The following is a 17,829-nucleotide window of genomic DNA, read 5'->3' on the forward strand; positions in this document are numbered from 1 at the left end:
AAACAGATAAGACACAAGATGGATACCAATTTTGATATGAATGAACACCCGCACACGCGGCAAAATATATTAACCGGAGAGTGGGTTTTAGTGTCTCCACACAGAACTAAACGTCCATGGCAGGGAAAGGTAGAATCCCTGCCTGCCGACAACCGACCTCAACACGACCCTGCTTGTTATCTGTGTGCCGGTAACGAAAGGGCAGACGGAAGTAGAAATCCGGATTACACTACCAATTTTGCTTTTACAAACGATTATTCGGCGCTATTGCCGGATACTCCTATAGGAGAAATTGCTATTGACGGTTTACTTAAAGCTGAAAGCCAGTCGGGAATTTGTAGAGTTATTGCTTTTTCTCCACGTCACGATCTTACACTTGCAGAACTTGATCTGAATGCAATTAAAGGGATTATCCAGTTATGGGCAGAAGAGTTTAAAACTTTAAGTGAAAACCCTTCAATTAAGCACATTCAGATATTCGAGAATAAAGGTGAGTTAATGGGATGCAGTAATCCACATCCCCATGGTCAGATCTGGGCACAGAACAGCATCCCCCTTGAGATCCATAAAGAAACAATAAATCAAAAAAAATATTTCCAGGTAAACGGCAGAAGTTTACTGACAGACTATCTTAAAGTAGAGCTTAAAGAGCAAAAGAGAATAGTATTTGAAAACGATAGTTTTGTAGTACTGGTGCCTTTCTGGGCAGTATGGCCTTACGAAACCATGATTATCAGTAAAAGACATGTAAGAAGTATATTGGAGTTCACCGATAAAGAGCAAAAAGATCTTGCCTCGGCCCTCAAAAATATAACAGTAAGATACGATAATCTTTTCCAGGTTTCTTTCCCTTACTCGGCTGGTATGCACCAAATGCCTGTAAACAACGGTGATCACGCAGAGTGGCATTGGCATATGCACTTTTATCCACCACTCTTACGCTCTGCAACAATTAAAAAGTTTATGGTAGGATACGAAATGCTTGGCAATCCTCAGCGTGATATTACACCGGAAGCAGCTGCAGAAACCTTAAGAAACCTGTCTGACATTCATTATAAAAGCAATAATCTTTCATAGTTAAAAAACAAATGGTTTTTATTAACTTTAAGTAGACGTTTAAAGAAATCTATTAAAGTATTAATGCCATGGAAAAAGAGGAAATCAAATCATTATTAGAGATTATTGACCAACAAGTAAGTTCTTCAATACTGGGTGGAATGGAAGAACAGTATGAAGAACTTGAAGAGTTGGGGTTTATAACAATCAATAGACATAGCGTACAGCATTCAGCCTCAATAACGCCTCTGGGAATGGAATACCTGGATCAGGAGTAGGAGAGAACTTGAATGTTGGCTATCAGAACGTTATCTATGTTTTGGTACGTATTTTGACAGATATCATTACCATTGAAATATTGATCAAAATGAATTAAAAAGTAGTCACTCCCTAAACCTCCTAGCCATGAACACTACTGATTTCAACCACCAGCTTAGTCTAAATCAAAGCGCTCTAGAAACTTTTGCCTTTAAGTTTACCCAGGACTATGAGGATGCCAATGATCTGGTTCAGGATACTTTGTTGAAGGCAATGCGCTATTCCAGAAAATTCAGGGATGGCACAAATTTTCGTGGATGGTTATATACCATCATGAAAAACACTTTTATCAATAGCTATAGAAGGGGAGTTAAGACCAGATCATTCATTACTACGCACGAAGAAATCCCTGTGTCGCAATTACAGAATAGTGCTACCGGGAATTCAGGGGAAAATAAATTTATGCTTGAAGACATTCATAATGCAATGAAGAAACTTCAACCTGAATATTTAACCCCGTTCATTAAGTATTTTGAAGGCTTTAAATATCATGAAATCTCTGAAATGCTGCACGTACCAATAGGAACAGTAAAAACAAGGATACATATGGCAAGGGGAATCTTAAAAAAGAACCTTAAAATGTACACAGATGAGTTTGCAGCTAAAGCTTAATATTTTTACGGATTCTTCTCTAAGTAGTTATCAATAGCCTTTTCCAGATCTTCATATCCTTCAGGAGGGAAACATCTTGATCCCGGATGCTCTATGGTCCATTTTCCATTAGCCCGACTGAGCACAATAGGGTCTGGTTCGCCTGTAACCAATTCTACTTTAAATCTCAGGCAGTTATCGGATGAAGTTACAAGGACATCCAGTTCCATGCTCGCTTTCCTGAATCTAACTGGAAATGTTCTCATACATTGTATCCTCCTATTGTTTAATTACACCTTTACTAATCATATCATCGAATAATCTTTTATTGAAGTCTGTAGCAAGGGCCTGGGGACTGGAAGGATCCGATGATTTAGTCTGCACGGAATAAATAAGTTTATCGGTATTCAAGCTATAGAAATTCGCTTCAAGTATGAACTTGTTGGTTACCGTATAATATCCGGGTTCATAAACCCTGGCATACATCGTATGATAGTAGCCCCAGAAACGATAGGTTCTTGGCCAGATGCTTACCGAACCAGGGTTGTAATTCTTTTCTTTCGTTTTATCTAATAAGGCAATTGTAAAAGTGCCATCATACCCTTTGTTTTTTATTTTCTTAAGCGCCTGAGATTCACTTAGACCCTCAAAAGCCTTTGGGCCATACTCGGCCAGTGCCGAGCCTGCATTAATGCCATGGGCCTTAAGATTCTGTACGGTTACGTTCTCTACATTTTCTTTAAGGCTTCTGTCTTTCGCGCCCATTAATCCAATCACCAGCACTTTATTAGATTTTTCTATTGTCCCCTGAGGATCAGCCCAGGATGAAATGATCTTCGTACTATTGCAAGCATTTAACAAAATGGCAAATAGAAGAACCATCCCTATTGCACTGGGCAACAATAATTTTTTCATGTTTTATAAGTTTTTATACACTTATAACAATCCATAACCCATTTGGTTGTAACATTTTAGCGTAAAATTTTGGTGATTTAATTTGTATCAATCAGTAGGATGAATGAGTAGGCCCTTTTACTGCTTCCTGCTCAATTCATCCCTTAATAAAATTAAAGTTTAACAATTACACCACATCCAACTCTAGGTCCGGAATTGCCTGTAGGTTGGGTAGTATAGTCATCGGTACCTCCATGAACTATTATCCCTCTGTCAATGATGTTTTTGATATCGTTTTCTTCAATGCTCCACCTGTCAGTAGTAACTGAAATTGAACCGTGACCCTTGCTGTCTAGTTGAATATTCCCGATGTCACCAGAGTGATATGCAGCAGATCCCCATTTACCATGTGCCTCGTTTGTAGGGTTCCAGTGTCCATGCGTATTATTTCCCATGTCGCCACAATCTCCATGCTCATGAAAATGAACAGCTACAGTACTGTCGGCCCTTGCCGGAAAATTAAGTTCCAAATCCATTCTCATCTTCCCGTCTTTTAATTGATAGAATTTTGCCAATCCAATGTCTTTGGCATCAGCTGTTGTTGCAAGTTTTGCCTGTGCTACTTCAACTTCTGCGGTAGGAGAGCAAGAAGTAAATAATGCCACTATTGCTATAATGGCGATGGTTAAATAATTTTTCATATCCTTATATATATTGGTAATTACTATTTAGAACAAAAGCCATCACTTTAAGTTTTATAGAATTTGTGTTTGGTTGGCAGAATAGAATAAATTGGAGCAACTTTTGATATGAGTGTGCGTACTTGCTAAATTAAAATAGAGTATTATATTTAAAAACTTAAGTAAAAAGGAGATTACATACAGATGAGAAAATACCTGATAATTTTATTGTTATGCTTTACATCCACAGCATTTGCACAGGAAAAATATTGGCAACAGCATGTGAATTATAATATAGATGTTGCTCTTAATGATCAAGATAAGTCTTTAAAAGGCTTTGAAACTATAGTATATAAAAACAATTCCCCATCTGAGCTTGACTTTATCTGGTTTCATATTTGGCCAAATGCCTATAAACAGGAATCTACGGCGTTGTTTCAGCAGATAAAGAATGACACTTCCCGTGTTAAAAAGTTAGATAAATACACGTATGGCAGTATCGAAGGCCTGAATTTTAAAGTAAACGGTAAAACGGCGGAAACCGAGGCCCATCCTAATCCTCAATATATCGATGTAATTAAGTTAAAACTAAAATCGCCCTTAAAGCCTGGTGATTCAGTTACAATTACAACTGATTTTAAAGTAAAATTACCTTCTTATTTTTCCAGATCCGGTTTTGCTGATGGCGAGTTTATGGTTTGCCAATGGTACCCTAAGCCTGCCGTGTTTGATAAAAATGGCTGGCACGAGTTTCCTTACCTTGATATGGGTGAATTCTACAGCGACTATGCCACGTTTAAAGTGAATATAACTGTACCATCTGACTATGTTGTAGGCGCAACAGGAGTATTACAGAATTCAGATGAACTCGCATTGTATAAAAGTATTGGGGCCAAAAACGTTGCCAATAGAACTGCCCCCCCAGTAGTTTACAAACCTATTAACAAAAACGCTACCAAGAAGCTGACCTATAAAATCGACAGTGTTCCAGACTTCGCCTGGTTTGCTGATAAGGATTTCGTAATACAATACGATACTGTTAAACTTGCATCAGGTAAAGTAATTGATGCTTTTAACTACTACCACAATAAAAAGGAAACACTATGGAGTAACAGTATTGATTATACAAAAGATGCCGTAAGGAAATATAGTAATTGGGTTGGCGAATATGAGTATCCGGTTGTACAGGTAGTGGAGGGGCCGGTAAACAACTCAAGCGGGGGTATGGAATATCCTACCATTACTTTAATTACGAGTCCCGATGCTAAAAAGGAGTCGTTAGACGGTGTTATTGCACATGAGATTGGCCACAATTGGTTTATGAGTATGCTTGGTAGTAATGAAAGACAACATACATGGTTGGACGAGGGCCTAAACACTTATTTCCAATTCAGATACGAGGCTGAAAAATACAGAGCCAACTCCATATTTGGTGATGCTATTCCCGCAGATGTTAAGGCTTTACCTGAAAAGGAATTTCTAGATCGTACTTATGGTGCAATGGCCAGTATCCCAATGAAATCGGCTATTGAAACACCTTCAGATAAATTTACTTCATCTGATGATTACAGCATGACATCTTACATCAAAACTGCTTTATGGTTGTATATCCTCGAAAACTCTGTTGGAAGAGATAAAATGGATATAGCCTTTAAGCATTATTTTGATAAATGGAAGAATAAACATCCACAACCAGAAGATTTAAAGGCTTCGTTCGAGGAGTCTTTAGGCACGAATCTGGATAAGTATTTCGAACTGCTTAATAAACCGGGATCATTTAGTGAACAACCATAGATGTTTTACCGGACATTTAAGATTATTTACCGACAGTTTTCTATAATACAGCCCCCTTATCATTGATGAACGTTGTTTTTGCAAGTAGTTTTGAAGAAAAAAAAGCTATGGAAACTTTAGATAACAAAACCAGATCAAATCGCCATTTCGGAATGGGTATTTTTTTACTTGTGATTGGCGCTATCTTCTTATTGAGAAACATTGGCCTTAGTATTCCATTCTGGGTGTTGAGCTGGCATACATTCTTTTTGGCTTTTGGATTATTAATAGGCTACAGGAAGAACTTTAAAGCAGGTGGGTGGGTATTTTTTGTGATACTTGGAGGTGTATTTACTTTAAAGGACCTGATATTCTTTGATATTTCACAATATACTACTGCATTGGTTTTAATAGGTGTAGGGCTTTATATGATTTTCAGACCTAAGAAAGATGTTCAGTTTTGTGACTTCGGAAACAGAAAATAATTAAATCTATCATATATTTAAAAGAGGCAGCCAGGACGTGGTTGCCTCTTTTTTGTGCTTCTACAATCTATTAATTCAACGCAATCGTTTGATTAGCAGATGTACTTAAGTAATTTGTTTTGATATGAACAGTACCAGATCTGTCATTAGCATTGAAAAAATACCCCGTACTGGCCTTCTCAAATTGTTGCAAATTATTGTAAGCTTTTAACTTTTTGCCATTAACACTAACTTTCTTAGGTGCTTTTGGATTATGTACATCAAGCAAATAAACTCTTTGCTTGTTCTTACCTTCAAAATCTCCTTTGGCAGCATTTATTGTAATTTGTATACCAGTAGTGGCATCAACTTCAATCAATGTTTTTGCGAATGCACCTTTTCTATGATCTCTGGTTAGTCCGTCATCCTCATACATATCAAATTTAGATTTTTGGAACGGATAAATGTCTAACGTTAAGCTGTCAGTTTTTTTCTCTCCATCGTAATCCATTTGAGGATACATTGGTATAATTCCGCCTTGTTTAACAAATAGCGGCAGTTTTTCTAAAGGCGCGGAATAATTGTTCACCCAGGTGTTGCCGGTGTAAGCCTTACCATCCCAATAGTCATACCATGTCCCTTTGGGCAGATAAATACTGTCTCTTTTGGACTCACTTTTATAAACTGGTGCCACTAATAGTGATTCACCGTTCATGAACTGATATTGAGTTTGTTTACCTTTAGTAACCTCATCCTCGGGAAACTCAAGAACCATAGCTCTTGATGCCGGGATACCGGTTTCATAGGCCTCTTCACAAAGCGTGTACATATACGGAGTCATGCGCATCTTTAATTGAAGGTATTTCCTATTGGTAGCAGAATTAACTTCCCCCTGCAGATAAGGCTGCTTGTTCTTTTTGGCCCAACCACTCATAACCATTAAAACAGGAGTGAAGCATTTCCATTGTAAATCTCTTACATAAGTAGAATCACTGCCTCCAAAAATACCATCCACATCGCCCGTTGCCGCATTTTGAGCAGACAATCCGGAACCAATAATAGTCGGAATGTGAAAACGGATATACTCCCAGTTACCACTTTGATCTCCGGACCATACTGTTGAATAGCGCTGTGTACCAGCCCAGCCCATTACACTCCAAATAAAGCCACGGGCATTACTATTGTTCTCTATACCTTCATAAGCAGCCTTACAGCCGTCTAATGCATATTTATAACCCGGACCAACCCACGCAACATCTAATTTTGCTAATCTGGATCCGTATTCTCCAACCTCCTTCGCAATTTTTTCTATCCCGTTTTCTGTCCAAAGTCCAGTGTAAAAGCCTCTTTTCTTTAACTCTGCAATGGTTGAATCCAGCTTGGTATAACCACATCCGTAACCATCATTAGGCAAGATCCATCCGCGAGGCATTTTGTTTTCTATATATTTATCGGCAACCAATTTTATTACATCAGGTGTGGTGCCTGTTGTTCCTGTTCCCTTGTAGTTTTTGCTGTCGTCACCTTTAACACCACGATTATAGCAGTTTGCATCGCCCATGCTTAAAGCCCAACGCGGCATTAAAAATGGGCGTCCGGTGATTTGCGTATAACCGTTAAGTATTTGTTTTAATGAGGGGCCGAAGAAATAAAAACAATCAAAACGGTTTTCATTATGTGTAAAGCTTAGTGTTTCCTTAAATGAGTATTTACCAGCATCAAATGTATTTCTGAACGCTCCATAACCCGCGGTAGACATATAGAATGGGGCAGGATTAGCTCTTCCACCATCATCCCAGCCTCCACCTTTTTCAATCAGAATATCTTTATCTCTGTGAGAAAAATAGCCGTTTTGCATACCTCCGCCATAAAAATATTCGTCATTATGGCGTTTCATCGTTTGTTTTGTTCTTGCACCAAACGACATTGACTCAGATTCCTCCCAGATAGGTTTAGTATCCGTTACATCGTACATCGCAAAGCGTAATGGCTGTTTGTAAACACGAACAACACAATCTTTACTTCTTATTTGGTAATAACTACCCTTGTCGGTTGAATTAACAGCAGGATTTTTAACATCGTAGCTAACTACAATATCATTACCTGCAGGATTGGTAAATTCTCCATCAGCAGCCATCCAGATTCTGAAAATATCATCAGTATAGAATATTACTTTAAAAGCCGAAAACCCAGCCGTAACATTAAACTCATTTCCATTGGCTTTAAAATCAGTGAGGTTTCCAACTTTAGTCTCTTTGGCATTTATCTTTGCTTTTAATGTATTGTTAGAAAGCTTCTCATCTGCGTCAAACTTTAAACTAAAGTTTAAATTGTGTGTTGCTTTGTCTGTTAAATCAATAGCAGGAAATTTGACAGTGATCTCCTGACCACTTGAAATCGGCTTTTTACTAGCTATAACATCTGCAGAAACTTCTTTTTTTCCGTCAATAGTGCCCACAACTTTAAAGTTTGATCTAATGCTTTCGATACCGCTATTTTTAACTGTAACAGCTAAAACATCGTTTTTAGTGAAGGTATTTTCTTCCTCGTTATGCGAGGTTAAGCGCGTTATAGCAAGGTCTTTATTGTAAGCTTCTGCTAACTCAATATCATCCACCATCCAATACCAGCTATAATAACCCTTCCAATAAAATCGGAGATATACCTTTTGCTGCCTGGCAGCCACCTTGGTGATATTTACCTCCTGATTAATAGGAGTAAACATATCCGTTGCTGAAGGCACATTATTAGTTACATCATAGTCGGTCCATTTCTCGCCATCAGTACTTACACCAACATAAAGACCAGCTCCAGTTGCTGCAAATTCGCTATTATACCTGAAGGTATGCTGAAAACGAAGTATTACTGAGGATTTGCCAGAGCAGTTTATAGCTGCTGTCTGCATCCAGGTATCGGGATGCTGTTTTTTTTTAACCCATGATGGTTGATCTTCATCAACAAAATAGCCTGCCTGAAACTGTAAATGATAGCCACGGCTTTTTGAAGCAATAGGAGGTGCTTGCTGCTGATATTGATAGGAGCCAGGGTATGGCTGATTGGTAATTAGCCATGCCAGGTCTTTTTTACTGCTATCAACATTTAACCAGCCATCTGGTAATTTGCCGCTTTTAAAACTTTCTGACCAAAATATTTTTGGATCTGGTGCAGCTTTTTGTGCAAATGACTGTGAGGTAAAGACAGCCATCATGGAAAATAGAATTAACTTTCTCATTTAAAGAATAAGTGATTTTGTTTTGCTAATCTGTTAAATAATATTTTTATATCCCTGCGCAAACGTTTGTTCTAAATATTTACGTTACTAAAGGAGTTTATATGTCAACATTCTGGTAAAAAAAATCAATTACCTTTAATCATACACAACATATAACTATATTAAGCGGGTATTTAACACATGAAAATGATAACAGGAAAGATTCTTAGAAGGGTGTTAGTTCTATCACTTGTATTGTTTAACATTGGTTGCGATCAAGTTACTAAAAGTATTGTACGAAAGCATGTAGATTATAATGAGAGCATAAAGATCATTAGTAACAATTTTACCTTAACTAAGGTTGAGAATTCAGGTGCTTTTTTAAGTTCAGGAGAGGCACTACCTGTACCTGTTAAGTTTGTACTGCTTTCTTTATTACCATTGTTTGTATTGGGTTTTGGCATCTATTATATTTTGAGCAAAACCGAATTGGATAGATTATTAATTGTTGGGGTTAGCTTTGTAATCGGCGGTGGTATTGGGAATTTATACGATAGACTATTATACGGATCAGTTACTGACTTTTTGCATATAGATTTTGGAATCTTTCAAACAGGTGTGTTTAATATTGCAGATGTCTCTATCATGATAGGTATGCTAATGATACTAACCCATTTGTATTTTAAAAGAGCCACGCCGGAATTAGCTTAAAAGCTATTTGACAGGTGGCGATATTTTTTTTGCCCTTTCCAAAAAGCTTTGCTCTTCTAGTTTTTGTTCAACCTCAGCAATAGCTTTCATGATATTGTTGGTAGTATTTGTTACATCAGTTAAGGCTAAAACCATTATATCCCATACAGGCTGCATTTGTTCAAGCAGCTTTTTACCTTTTTCAGTTAGTAAAATGAGTCTTTTCCGTTCATCCTGTTTATCTTTTTTGGATCGTATGATCTTTTCTTTTTCCAACTCTTTTAGTAAGCTAATGGTTGAGGGATGGGTGTAACCAATTTCAGCTGCAAGTTCAACAACACTTAACACCGGCTTAAAATGCAGTGTATAAATAACAGGAAACCATTTGGGCTCAAAATCTATATGGTGCGCTTTATAAAGAAGAAACCCATCCTTACGAAACTGCTCACTTAAGCGCTGCAGTCTTGTTGATATGGCCAGGATACCTGATTCATTGATTACATTCATGTGCTGATATTTCAAATTGCTTATTAAAGCATTAATTTCTCAAATTTAAGTGATAAAACGTATTGTCGGCCTTCATTCTTGGGAAATAGGATGGAAGCTCCTCCATTTTTATCCTTACAAAACCATTTCGTTCATAAAACCTGCATGCAGCCTTAAGAATGTCTACTGTTCCAAGATATATATCCGCAATGTTGTGCTGCCTGCAATAATCAATAAGTGATTCAAGCAAGTGCTGAGCAATGCTCAATTCCTTACCCCTATAATCTTTTTTCACAAACATTTTTCTGATAACACCGGTATTATGGCCAACATTCATTAAAGCTATGGTACCTACCAGTTCTTCGTTATTTAAAGCACCCCAGAATCCGCCGCCATCTTTATGATAATTTGTTTCTATATCTAAAAGATCTGGTTGACCTTCCAGTGTAATTGACACTCCAAATTCGATCTGTTGGATTGGGAGAATAATATCAATTATTCGTGCACAGTAGTTGTTGTAAATGGGTTCTATTAATATCGAGTTACTCATACATTTTAAATTTATGTTCAAAAGTACGTAGTTAACTACATATATTAATTTGAAAATCTGTAATGTGAGATTTTCATGATAATTTGAGTTAAGATTAGGTATTCAGCATTGGCTTAAAGTCCGGGTCTTTACCTCTCAGGTCAATACCTCCTTCATAAATGGATTTTAAATTAACAAGGTAAAATGACCATCCATTATGGCATCCCAATCTAATATTCCGCATGCTATTTTCGTCAGTGGGTATGTTCTTTTGAGTAAGCTCTACTAAAACATAGTTTTTTTGAACAGATAGCTTCACATCAACAAGACATTCTCCTTCAAAAGTAAACTGGATAAAATCTGAACCATTTGCTTCTGTTATCTTACCTGTTGCCCTATCATCATATAGATACCAGAGCCATTCGTAGTTATAACCTTCCCGAATAGATTCCTCTTTACCTATCTTAGTCCCGTCTGTGTTCGTAAAGATGGCTTCTTTCAAAAACCATTTTTCTATTTCAGAGCTTCTAGTCCAGGCGTTGTAAATATCGCTTAGACTTGCTCTCACTAAAATTCTTATTGTAAATGAGGTCCAATCAAAGTTTTTCATAGTAATTGCTTAAGGTAATTCAAATTTAACCTTAGTAACATCAAATATGGCTTGCCATAAAAGCCAAAAACAGGTGGTATTTAGGACAAAGTGCAGCTTATTTAATGTAAACTGTTTTAATATTTACAAACTCTCTAATGCCAAATAACCCCAGTTCACGACCATAACCAGATTGGTTAATCCCTCCAAAAGGTAATCGTGGATCAGATTTAACTAATGAATTCACAAAACAAGAGCCGGCATTTAAATGAGTCTTTGCTACCTGTTCTCCAAGTGATCCATCTTTTGTAAATACTGCTGCACCTAAGCCAAAAGGTGTGTCATTTGCAATTTTTACGGCATCATCAGTGTCTTTTGCCGAAATAACTAAAGCCACGGGTCCAAAAATTTCTTCTTCATAAGCAGGCATACCTTTTTTTATCCCTGTTAAAATTGTAGGAGTGTAATAAGCATGTCGCCCTTTAAAATCAGGGATTTGTCCTCCAAGAATACACTTAGCGCCTGCTTTTATGTTTTCTTTCACTCGCTCATGCAAATCATCTCTAAGATCTAATCTAGACATTGGCCCTAGGTTGGTATCAGCATCAAAAGGATCCCCTGTTATTCTGGCTGCCATTTTATTTTTAAACAGCCTAACAAATTCCTTTTCAACTTTCTTTACTACAATAAATCTTTTTGCAGCAATACAGCTTTGGCCATTATTTATGAGTCTGCTTTGAGCACAAACATCTGCTGCCAGTTCAAGATCTGCATCGGCTAGGATAAGGTACGGGTCGCTTCCCCCAAGCTCCAGCACGCTTTTCTTTAGTTGCTGTGCAGCCTGTTGAGCTACCTGCATACCTGCTTCTGTACTTCCTGTTAAAGTAACAGCCTTGATATGGCGATGGGCTATTACTTGCTTAACAACCCTGCTATTAATTAGCAGTACCTGAAAAACATTTGCGGGAAATCCGGCATCTTTAATTATCTGTTCAATACTTAACGCACAACCACTAACATTAGATGCATGTTTTAACACACCACAATTACCAGCCATTAAGGCAGGAGCCAGGAACCTGAATAATTGCCAATACGGAAAGTTCCATGGCATTATTGCCAATACGATTCCCAAAGGCCTGAAACTTACATAACTTTTAACAGCCTCAGTTTTAATTAGTTCATCTTTCAAAAAAGTTTCACCATTATCTGCATAATAGTCGCAAACAGATGCACATTTCTCAATTTCGGCTATACCATCTTTAATCGGTTTTCCCATTTCGATGGCCATTAAAGCTGCCAGTTTTTCCTTACGCTGTGTAAGCAGTGCAGATGTTTTCTTTAACAAAGAGGCCCTTTCAGCAAAACTTGAGTTTTGCCATTTCAACCAGGCAGTCTGCGTTGTAGCTATTTTTTTGTCGATTTGTTCCCAGGAATGTTCTTTATAGCTTTTGATTACTTTTCCAGTAACCGGATTAACTGATTGAATAGTCATGTTGTCTATTTAATTTATTAGCTCGCTAATTGATTAACAGATGTAAGCAAAAGTTGTTTGCGTTTATTAATACATCATTTTGCCATTCAATAAGCTGTTTTTAATTTAGATACTACCGATTTTCCTATGATTTAGGCTGTTTTATTAAAGAAAATAGGGTTTATGTAAATTAACCGCAATATAATTAAAATCAGGAGTGAGGTTTAGGTGAAAAATTTGATTAAGAATCGTATTTTTGCAAAAAATTTCAAAAATGACTGGTAAAACTAAATCAGATAGTACTGTTGATGTTGTATTAATTGGCGCTGGTATTATGAGCGCAACTTTGGGTGTATTACTTAAGGAATTGCAGCCAGATCTTAGTATTGAAATTTTTGAACGATTAGACGTAGCCGCCGCAGAAAGTTCTGATGCATGGAATAATGCGGGAACCGGGCACTCGGCTTTTTGTGAATTAAACTACACTCCACAACTAGCTGATGGTACAGTAGAAACTAAAAAAGCGGTTTCAATTGCTGAATCTTTTGAAGTATCCAAACAGTTTTGGTCTTTCCTGGTAAGGAATAAAATTGTTGATTCTCCTGAAACATTTATCAAAAGCATACCACATATCAGTTTTGTATGGGGGCAGGAGAACGTTGAATTTTTACGCGAGAGGTATAATAACCTTCAGAAAAGTGATCTTTTTAGAGGGATGACCTTTTCTGAAGATCCGAAAGAACTTGCTGAATGGATGCCTTTAGTAATGAACGACAGGGATTCGGCAGAGAAAGTTGCTGGAACAAAAATGGAGCTTGGTACCGATGTAAACTTTGGTGCCTTAACCAGAATGATGTTTAATTATCTTCAAAAGAAGGAAAGCGTAAGTATGCATTTTGACCATGAAGTTCGCAAACTAAAGCAAAAAGATGGTTTATGGGAAGTAAAGGTTAAAAATGAAACAACCGGTAAAAAAAGAGTTGTAAAAGCAAAATTCGTATTTATTGGCGCAGGCGGTGGTTCTTTGCCACTTCTTGAAAAAGCGGGAATTCCAGAAGGAAATGGATTTGGCGGTTTCCCTGTAAGTGGACAATGGCTTAAATGTGTTAATCCGGAAGTTATTGAACGTCATAATGCAAAAGTATATGGAAAGGCGTCTGTTGGTGCTCCACCAATGTCTGTCCCACATCTTGACACAAGAATGATTGATGGTAAGAAAGCTTTGTTATTTGGCCCTTATGCTGGTTTCTCTACGCGTTTCTTGAAACATGGTTCTTTACTTGATTTACCTCTTTCAATAAAAATTAATAACATCAGACCGATGATATCGGCAGGTTTAGATAACCTGCAGCTTACCAAATACCTGATTGATCAGGTACGTCAGTCACCAGAAGATCGTATGGCTGCGCTTAGAGAATATCTGCCAACCGCAAAAATGGAGGATTGGGAGCTCGAAACTGCTGGTCAGCGTGTTCAGGTAATTAAGAAGGATGAAAAACATGGTGGTGTACTTGAGTTTGGTACTGAAGTTGTTACTGCTGCCGATGGATCAATTGCAGCACTACTTGGTGCATCTCCGGGGGCATCTACTGCTGTTTCCATCATGATTACCTTAATGGAGCGTTGTTTTGCTGATCAGATTAAATCTGAAGAATGGCAGAAAAAACTAAAAAGTATGATTCCTTCTTATGGTGAGGCGCTGAACGGAAATGCTCAGTTAACTGAAGAGATCAGGATTCAAACCACACATGCACTTAATCTAAAAACGGCATAAGCAAAACTAGGGTTCTAGTAATCATACATTATATTCATAGTCACCCTTCCTCGTTCAAAGTTACCTTTCTCCGTCATCTCGACTGAAGGAGCGTATGCTCTAATCTCGAACAAAAAAAACTTGAATAATCCATAAGAAAGACTTAAGGGTTTCTTAAGCCTTTCCTATAGATTTTTTCAAGTGCTAATCTTTTTCTGAATGTTTAAGTCTGGCAGCCCAAATGGAATAGGCTGTAGTTAATAAAAAGCCAGAATCATTATCTCGAAAACAATTATTATATTGTAAACGTTTGACTATAAAACAGAAAATGCCAAGCTGGTCTAAAATAACACTCAAAGTACTGGGTATCCTTATAGGGTTGATACTTCTAATTTTCTCAGCTCTTGCTTTATATGTGAACTCAAATAAAAAGAGTTTACTGGAAACCATAACGCAAAAGCTAAATAAAAACCTCCATGGCACGCTTACCATAGCAAGCATGGAACCCACCTTTTTACGCGGATTTCCTGGCGTCTCTATTAAACTAAACAATGTAGTGATGAAAGATAGCCTTTGGAAAAACCATCAGCATACGCTTTTAGATGCTAAAGAATTGGAAGTATCTGTAAATACCTTAGCCTTACTTAAGGGAACTATTGAAATAAAAAAAATAGGAATTAATGATGCAGCAATCTATCTGTTTACCGACAGTAATGGATATAGCAATACCGCTATTTTCCCCAAAAAAGACAAATCAAAAAAGCCAAAAGATGATAACAGCTCAAGCCCGGAACTGGGAAAGTTTACTTTAAGCAATGTCAGTTTTGTGGTAGACAATCAAAAAGGACATAAACTCTTTCAGTTTGACATTTACGATTTAAAGGGCAATATGGATTATCTTTTACTTGGCGGTTGGGAGGCTGACATTAAACTTAAAGCACTAGCCAAAAGCCTGGCATTTAACACCAGAAGAGGCAGCTTTATTAAAGACAAACTTTTAGAAGGTCCTTTTAAAATTACCTATAACGACGATTCCGGAATTTTGCTGGTAGCTCCTAATAAATTAAATATTGGAAAAGATCCATTTATAATTGGGGCTAAGTTTGATACTTCTAAAGAAAACACAGACTTTACCATCAATATAGAAACCAAAAATATTTTATGGCGCAATGCTTCCGCGTTGTTGGCTCCAAATATTACTGCTAAGCTCAACATGTTTGACCTTAAGCAACCTATACATGTTTATTGCACGCTGGCTGGCAATATGGGCCCTGGTGGAGACCCTGCTATCAATGTTAAGGCACTCATAAAGGATAATGTGCTAACCACGCGGGGTGGGGTAGTTGAAGATTGTAATTTTACCGGTTTTTTTACCAATAACTATATTAAAGGCAAAGGAATAAATGATGAAAACTCAGCCATTAAGCTCTTTAGTTTTAAAGGAAGCTATGCGCAGATACCATTTTCCATTGACACCGCCTTTATCAATAACCTGAATAAACCAATTGCCACGGGGCTGTTCACTTCACAGTTTGAAATTGCAAAGCTTAACAACGTCATCGGAGAGGAGATGCTCAAATTCGGTAACGGCACAGCAAATGTCAAACTGGCTTACCGTGCAGATATTGTAGATTTTATGCTGGCCAAACCTTTTGTTAAAGGCGTGGTGGATATTCAGAATGCAGATGTAAGTTATGTTCCCCGCAAGGTGAATTTCAAAAACACAGCCATTTCACTCAATTTTACTGATCAGGACCTCTATATTAAGAACATCCGTTTACAAAGCGGTAAAAGCATTGTATCTATGGAAGGTTCTGTAAGTAATTTCTTAAACCTTTATTATACTAATCCGGAGAAAGTACTGCTCAACTGGAAGATCAGGAGCCCAGAGCTTCATTTAGAGGAGTTTATCGGCTTCCTTGGAACCAGAAAACCAAAAGCAAAAAAGAGAAGTAAGAAATCTAATTTTTCAGAAAACCTGAATGAACTTTTTGAAAAGAGTCAAGTAAATATGAATGTTAAAGTAGATAAGATATACTACAATAAGTTTCTTGCTACTAATGCTAATGCAGATCTATTGCTCTCAGAAAATGGTATAGCTATTAAAAATGTTAATGTAAAGCATGCTGGTGGTGCACTTTCTTTAAATGGTAGCATTGCTCAAAAGGGCAGTACCAATAATTTTAAACTTAATGCTACAATTACTAATGTGGACATTAAAAACTTCTTTTATTCCTTTGATAACTTCGGCATGAAAACACTGACGTCAAAAAACTTAAGAGGCTATCTGTTTTCTAAGACTAATATATCGGGGGTTATAAGCGATAAAGGAAATCTCCTTCCCAATTCATTATATGGCAGCATCGTATTTGATTTAAAAAAAGGGGCGCTGATAAGCTTCGATCCGGTTAAAAATGTAGGGAAATTTGCTTTCCCACTTAGGGATTTGGACAACATTTCATTTACGAACTTGAATGGAAAGTTTGATGTACGTGGTCAAAAAATTACCATCAACCCTATGCAAATTAATTCGAGCTTGCTGAATATGGATATTGCCGGCGTATACTCAATGTCAACCGGGACTAACATTACTTTGGATGTACCCTTAAGAAATCCTAAAAAGGATGCTGAGATTACAGATAAAAATGAAAAAAGAGCAAGAAGGATGAAAGGAATTGTATTACATTTACTAGCAACTGATGGCGAAGACGGGAAGATCAAAATCAAATTGAATAGAAATCGCGATAAAACAAAATAAACAACCTTTTAATAATCACCTTAATTTATTGAAATGAAACGTAATGCAACAGCCGTTTGGAATGGCACTATTAAAGAAGGTTCAGGAAACCTTACAACCGATAGCAAAGTACTTGATAAAACACAATATTCATTTAATAGTCGCTTTGCTGATGGAATTGGAACCAATCCTGAAGAATTGATGGCTGCAGCTCATGCTGGCTGTTTCACCATGAAACTAAGCTTAGACTTAACGGAAGCTGGATTTAATCCAACTTCATTAGAAACCAAAGCAACTGTCACTTTGGATAATGGAGTGATTACTACTTCACATCTTGTCCTAAAAGCTGACATACCCGGAATTGATGATGCCAAGTTCCAGGAGATTGCGGCTGGTTCCAAGGCCACATGCCCTGTAAGTAAGGCTTATAACGTAGAGATTAGCTTAGAAGCTTCATTGGTTTAATGAACTTTTAGATAAACTTATTCCCTAAATCCTCCTCTTTAGTTAATAAAAAGGAGGATTTTTTTATTTTATAGTTACGAGATACGCAGTAATTTATCTATTTTCGAATTTTCGCGCCAAAT

17 protein-coding genes are annotated in these 17,829 nt (G+C 37.2%); 9 read left to right on the forward strand and 8 right to left on the reverse strand.

Annotated features, from left to right (window positions below; genetic code table 11):
• The first annotated feature begins 18 nt into the window (after nucleotides 1–18).
• From HQN86_RS20520 to HQN86_RS20530, 3 genes are all read left to right on the forward strand, one after another.
• Complete coding sequence (locus tag HQN86_RS20520; protein WP_172662761.1) at nucleotides 19–1,077, forward strand: UDP-glucose--hexose-1-phosphate uridylyltransferase; 1,059 nt, start codon at nucleotides 19–21, stop codon at nucleotides 1,075–1,077.
• A 68-nt stretch (nucleotides 1,078–1,145) separates the two neighbouring features.
• Nucleotides 1,146–1,334 (forward strand): hypothetical protein, encoded by a 189-nt coding sequence (locus HQN86_RS20525; protein ID WP_048905677.1) that lies wholly within the window; start codon nucleotides 1,146–1,148, stop codon nucleotides 1,332–1,334.
• Nucleotides 1,335–1,461: 127 nt separating this feature from the next.
• The gene (locus HQN86_RS20530) at nucleotides 1,462–1,986 is read left to right on the forward strand and encodes an RNA polymerase sigma factor (protein WP_172662762.1); all 525 of its coding nucleotides are present in this window, start codon (nucleotides 1,462–1,464) and stop codon (nucleotides 1,984–1,986) included.
• Between the two features lie 5 nt (nucleotides 1,987–1,991).
• Here HQN86_RS20530 and HQN86_RS20535 read toward each other — a convergent pair whose 3' ends face one another.
• From HQN86_RS20535 to HQN86_RS20545, 3 genes are all read right to left on the reverse strand, one after another.
• A complete protein-coding gene (locus tag HQN86_RS20535) occupies nucleotides 1,992–2,231 on the reverse strand; it encodes a hypothetical protein (protein ID WP_152542262.1) in 240 nt (79 codons plus the stop codon).
• Between the two features lie 13 nt (nucleotides 2,232–2,244).
• A complete protein-coding gene (locus HQN86_RS20540) occupies nucleotides 2,245–2,880 on the reverse strand; it encodes a hypothetical protein (protein ID WP_172662763.1) in 636 nt (211 codons plus the stop codon).
• A gap of 152 nt (nucleotides 2,881–3,032) precedes the next feature.
• Entirely contained in the window at nucleotides 3,033–3,560 is a 528-nt protein-coding gene (locus HQN86_RS20545) for a superoxide dismutase family protein (protein ID WP_172662764.1), read from the reverse strand.
• Between the two features lie 183 nt (nucleotides 3,561–3,743).
• Here HQN86_RS20545 and HQN86_RS20550 point away from each other — a divergent pair, with 183 nt between their 5' ends.
• Nucleotides 3,744–5,333 (forward strand): M1 family metallopeptidase, encoded by a 1,590-nt coding sequence (locus tag HQN86_RS20550; RefSeq protein WP_172662765.1) that lies wholly within the window; start codon nucleotides 3,744–3,746, stop codon nucleotides 5,331–5,333.
• Nucleotides 5,334–5,440: 107 nt separating this feature from the next.
• Nucleotides 5,441–5,797 carry a LiaF transmembrane domain-containing protein gene (locus HQN86_RS20555; protein ID WP_172662766.1) on the forward strand — a complete coding sequence of 119 codons (357 nt, stop codon included), beginning with the start codon at nucleotides 5,441–5,443 and terminating at the stop codon, nucleotides 5,795–5,797.
• Between the two features lie 70 nt (nucleotides 5,798–5,867).
• Here HQN86_RS20555 and HQN86_RS20560 read toward each other — a convergent pair whose 3' ends face one another.
• On the reverse strand, nucleotides 5,868–9,008 hold the full coding sequence (locus HQN86_RS20560; protein WP_216854468.1) for a glycoside hydrolase family 31 protein: 3,141 nt from the start codon (nucleotides 9,006–9,008) through the stop codon (nucleotides 5,868–5,870).
• 186 nt (nucleotides 9,009–9,194) lie between these two features.
• Here HQN86_RS20560 and lspA point away from each other — a divergent pair, with 186 nt between their 5' ends.
• Complete coding sequence (lspA, locus tag HQN86_RS20565) at nucleotides 9,195–9,698, forward strand: signal peptidase II (protein ID WP_216854469.1); 504 nt, start codon at nucleotides 9,195–9,197, stop codon at nucleotides 9,696–9,698.
• A 3-nt stretch (nucleotides 9,699–9,701) separates the two neighbouring features.
• On the opposite strand, the gene HQN86_RS20570 is transcribed toward lspA, so the two are convergent.
• The 4 genes from HQN86_RS20570 to HQN86_RS20585 form a co-directional block, all read right to left on the reverse strand.
• Nucleotides 9,702–10,184: a MarR family winged helix-turn-helix transcriptional regulator gene (locus tag HQN86_RS20570; protein WP_172662768.1), complete on the reverse strand. Its 483-nt coding sequence runs from the start codon at nucleotides 10,182–10,184 to the stop codon at nucleotides 9,702–9,704.
• Nucleotides 10,185–10,215: 31 nt separating this feature from the next.
• Nucleotides 10,216–10,713 (reverse strand): GNAT family N-acetyltransferase, encoded by a 498-nt coding sequence (locus HQN86_RS20575; RefSeq protein ID WP_172662769.1) that lies wholly within the window; start codon nucleotides 10,711–10,713, stop codon nucleotides 10,216–10,218.
• A 94-nt stretch (nucleotides 10,714–10,807) separates the two neighbouring features.
• Nucleotides 10,808–11,302, reverse strand: coding sequence for an SRPBCC family protein (locus HQN86_RS20580; RefSeq protein WP_172662770.1), 495 nt, complete (start codon nucleotides 11,300–11,302; stop codon nucleotides 10,808–10,810).
• 97 nt (nucleotides 11,303–11,399) lie between these two features.
• Complete coding sequence (locus tag HQN86_RS20585; RefSeq protein ID WP_172662771.1) at nucleotides 11,400–12,773, reverse strand: NAD-dependent succinate-semialdehyde dehydrogenase; 1,374 nt, start codon at nucleotides 12,771–12,773, stop codon at nucleotides 11,400–11,402.
• Nucleotides 12,774–13,026: 253 nt separating this feature from the next.
• Between HQN86_RS20585 and HQN86_RS20590 the strand changes: the two genes are divergently transcribed.
• The 3 genes from HQN86_RS20590 to HQN86_RS20600 all read left to right on the forward strand — a co-directional run bounded on the left by HQN86_RS20590 (nucleotide 13,027) and on the right by HQN86_RS20600 (nucleotide 17,707).
• Nucleotides 13,027–14,526: a malate:quinone oxidoreductase gene (locus HQN86_RS20590; protein ID WP_172662772.1), complete on the forward strand. Its 1,500-nt coding sequence runs from the start codon at nucleotides 13,027–13,029 to the stop codon at nucleotides 14,524–14,526.
• A 307-nt stretch (nucleotides 14,527–14,833) separates the two neighbouring features.
• A complete protein-coding gene (locus tag HQN86_RS20595; RefSeq protein ID WP_172663885.1) occupies nucleotides 14,834–17,263 on the forward strand; it encodes an AsmA family protein in 2,430 nt (809 codons plus the stop codon).
• A 33-nt stretch (nucleotides 17,264–17,296) separates the two neighbouring features.
• Nucleotides 17,297–17,707 (forward strand): OsmC family protein, encoded by a 411-nt coding sequence (locus HQN86_RS20600; RefSeq protein WP_172662773.1) that lies wholly within the window; start codon nucleotides 17,297–17,299, stop codon nucleotides 17,705–17,707.
• Nucleotides 17,708–17,829: the final 122 nt, after the last annotated feature.

It is taken from the genome of Pedobacter panaciterrae, from assembly GCF_013204795.1.
Classification (GTDB): domain Bacteria; phylum Bacteroidota; class Bacteroidia; order Sphingobacteriales; family Sphingobacteriaceae; genus Pedobacter; species Pedobacter panaciterrae.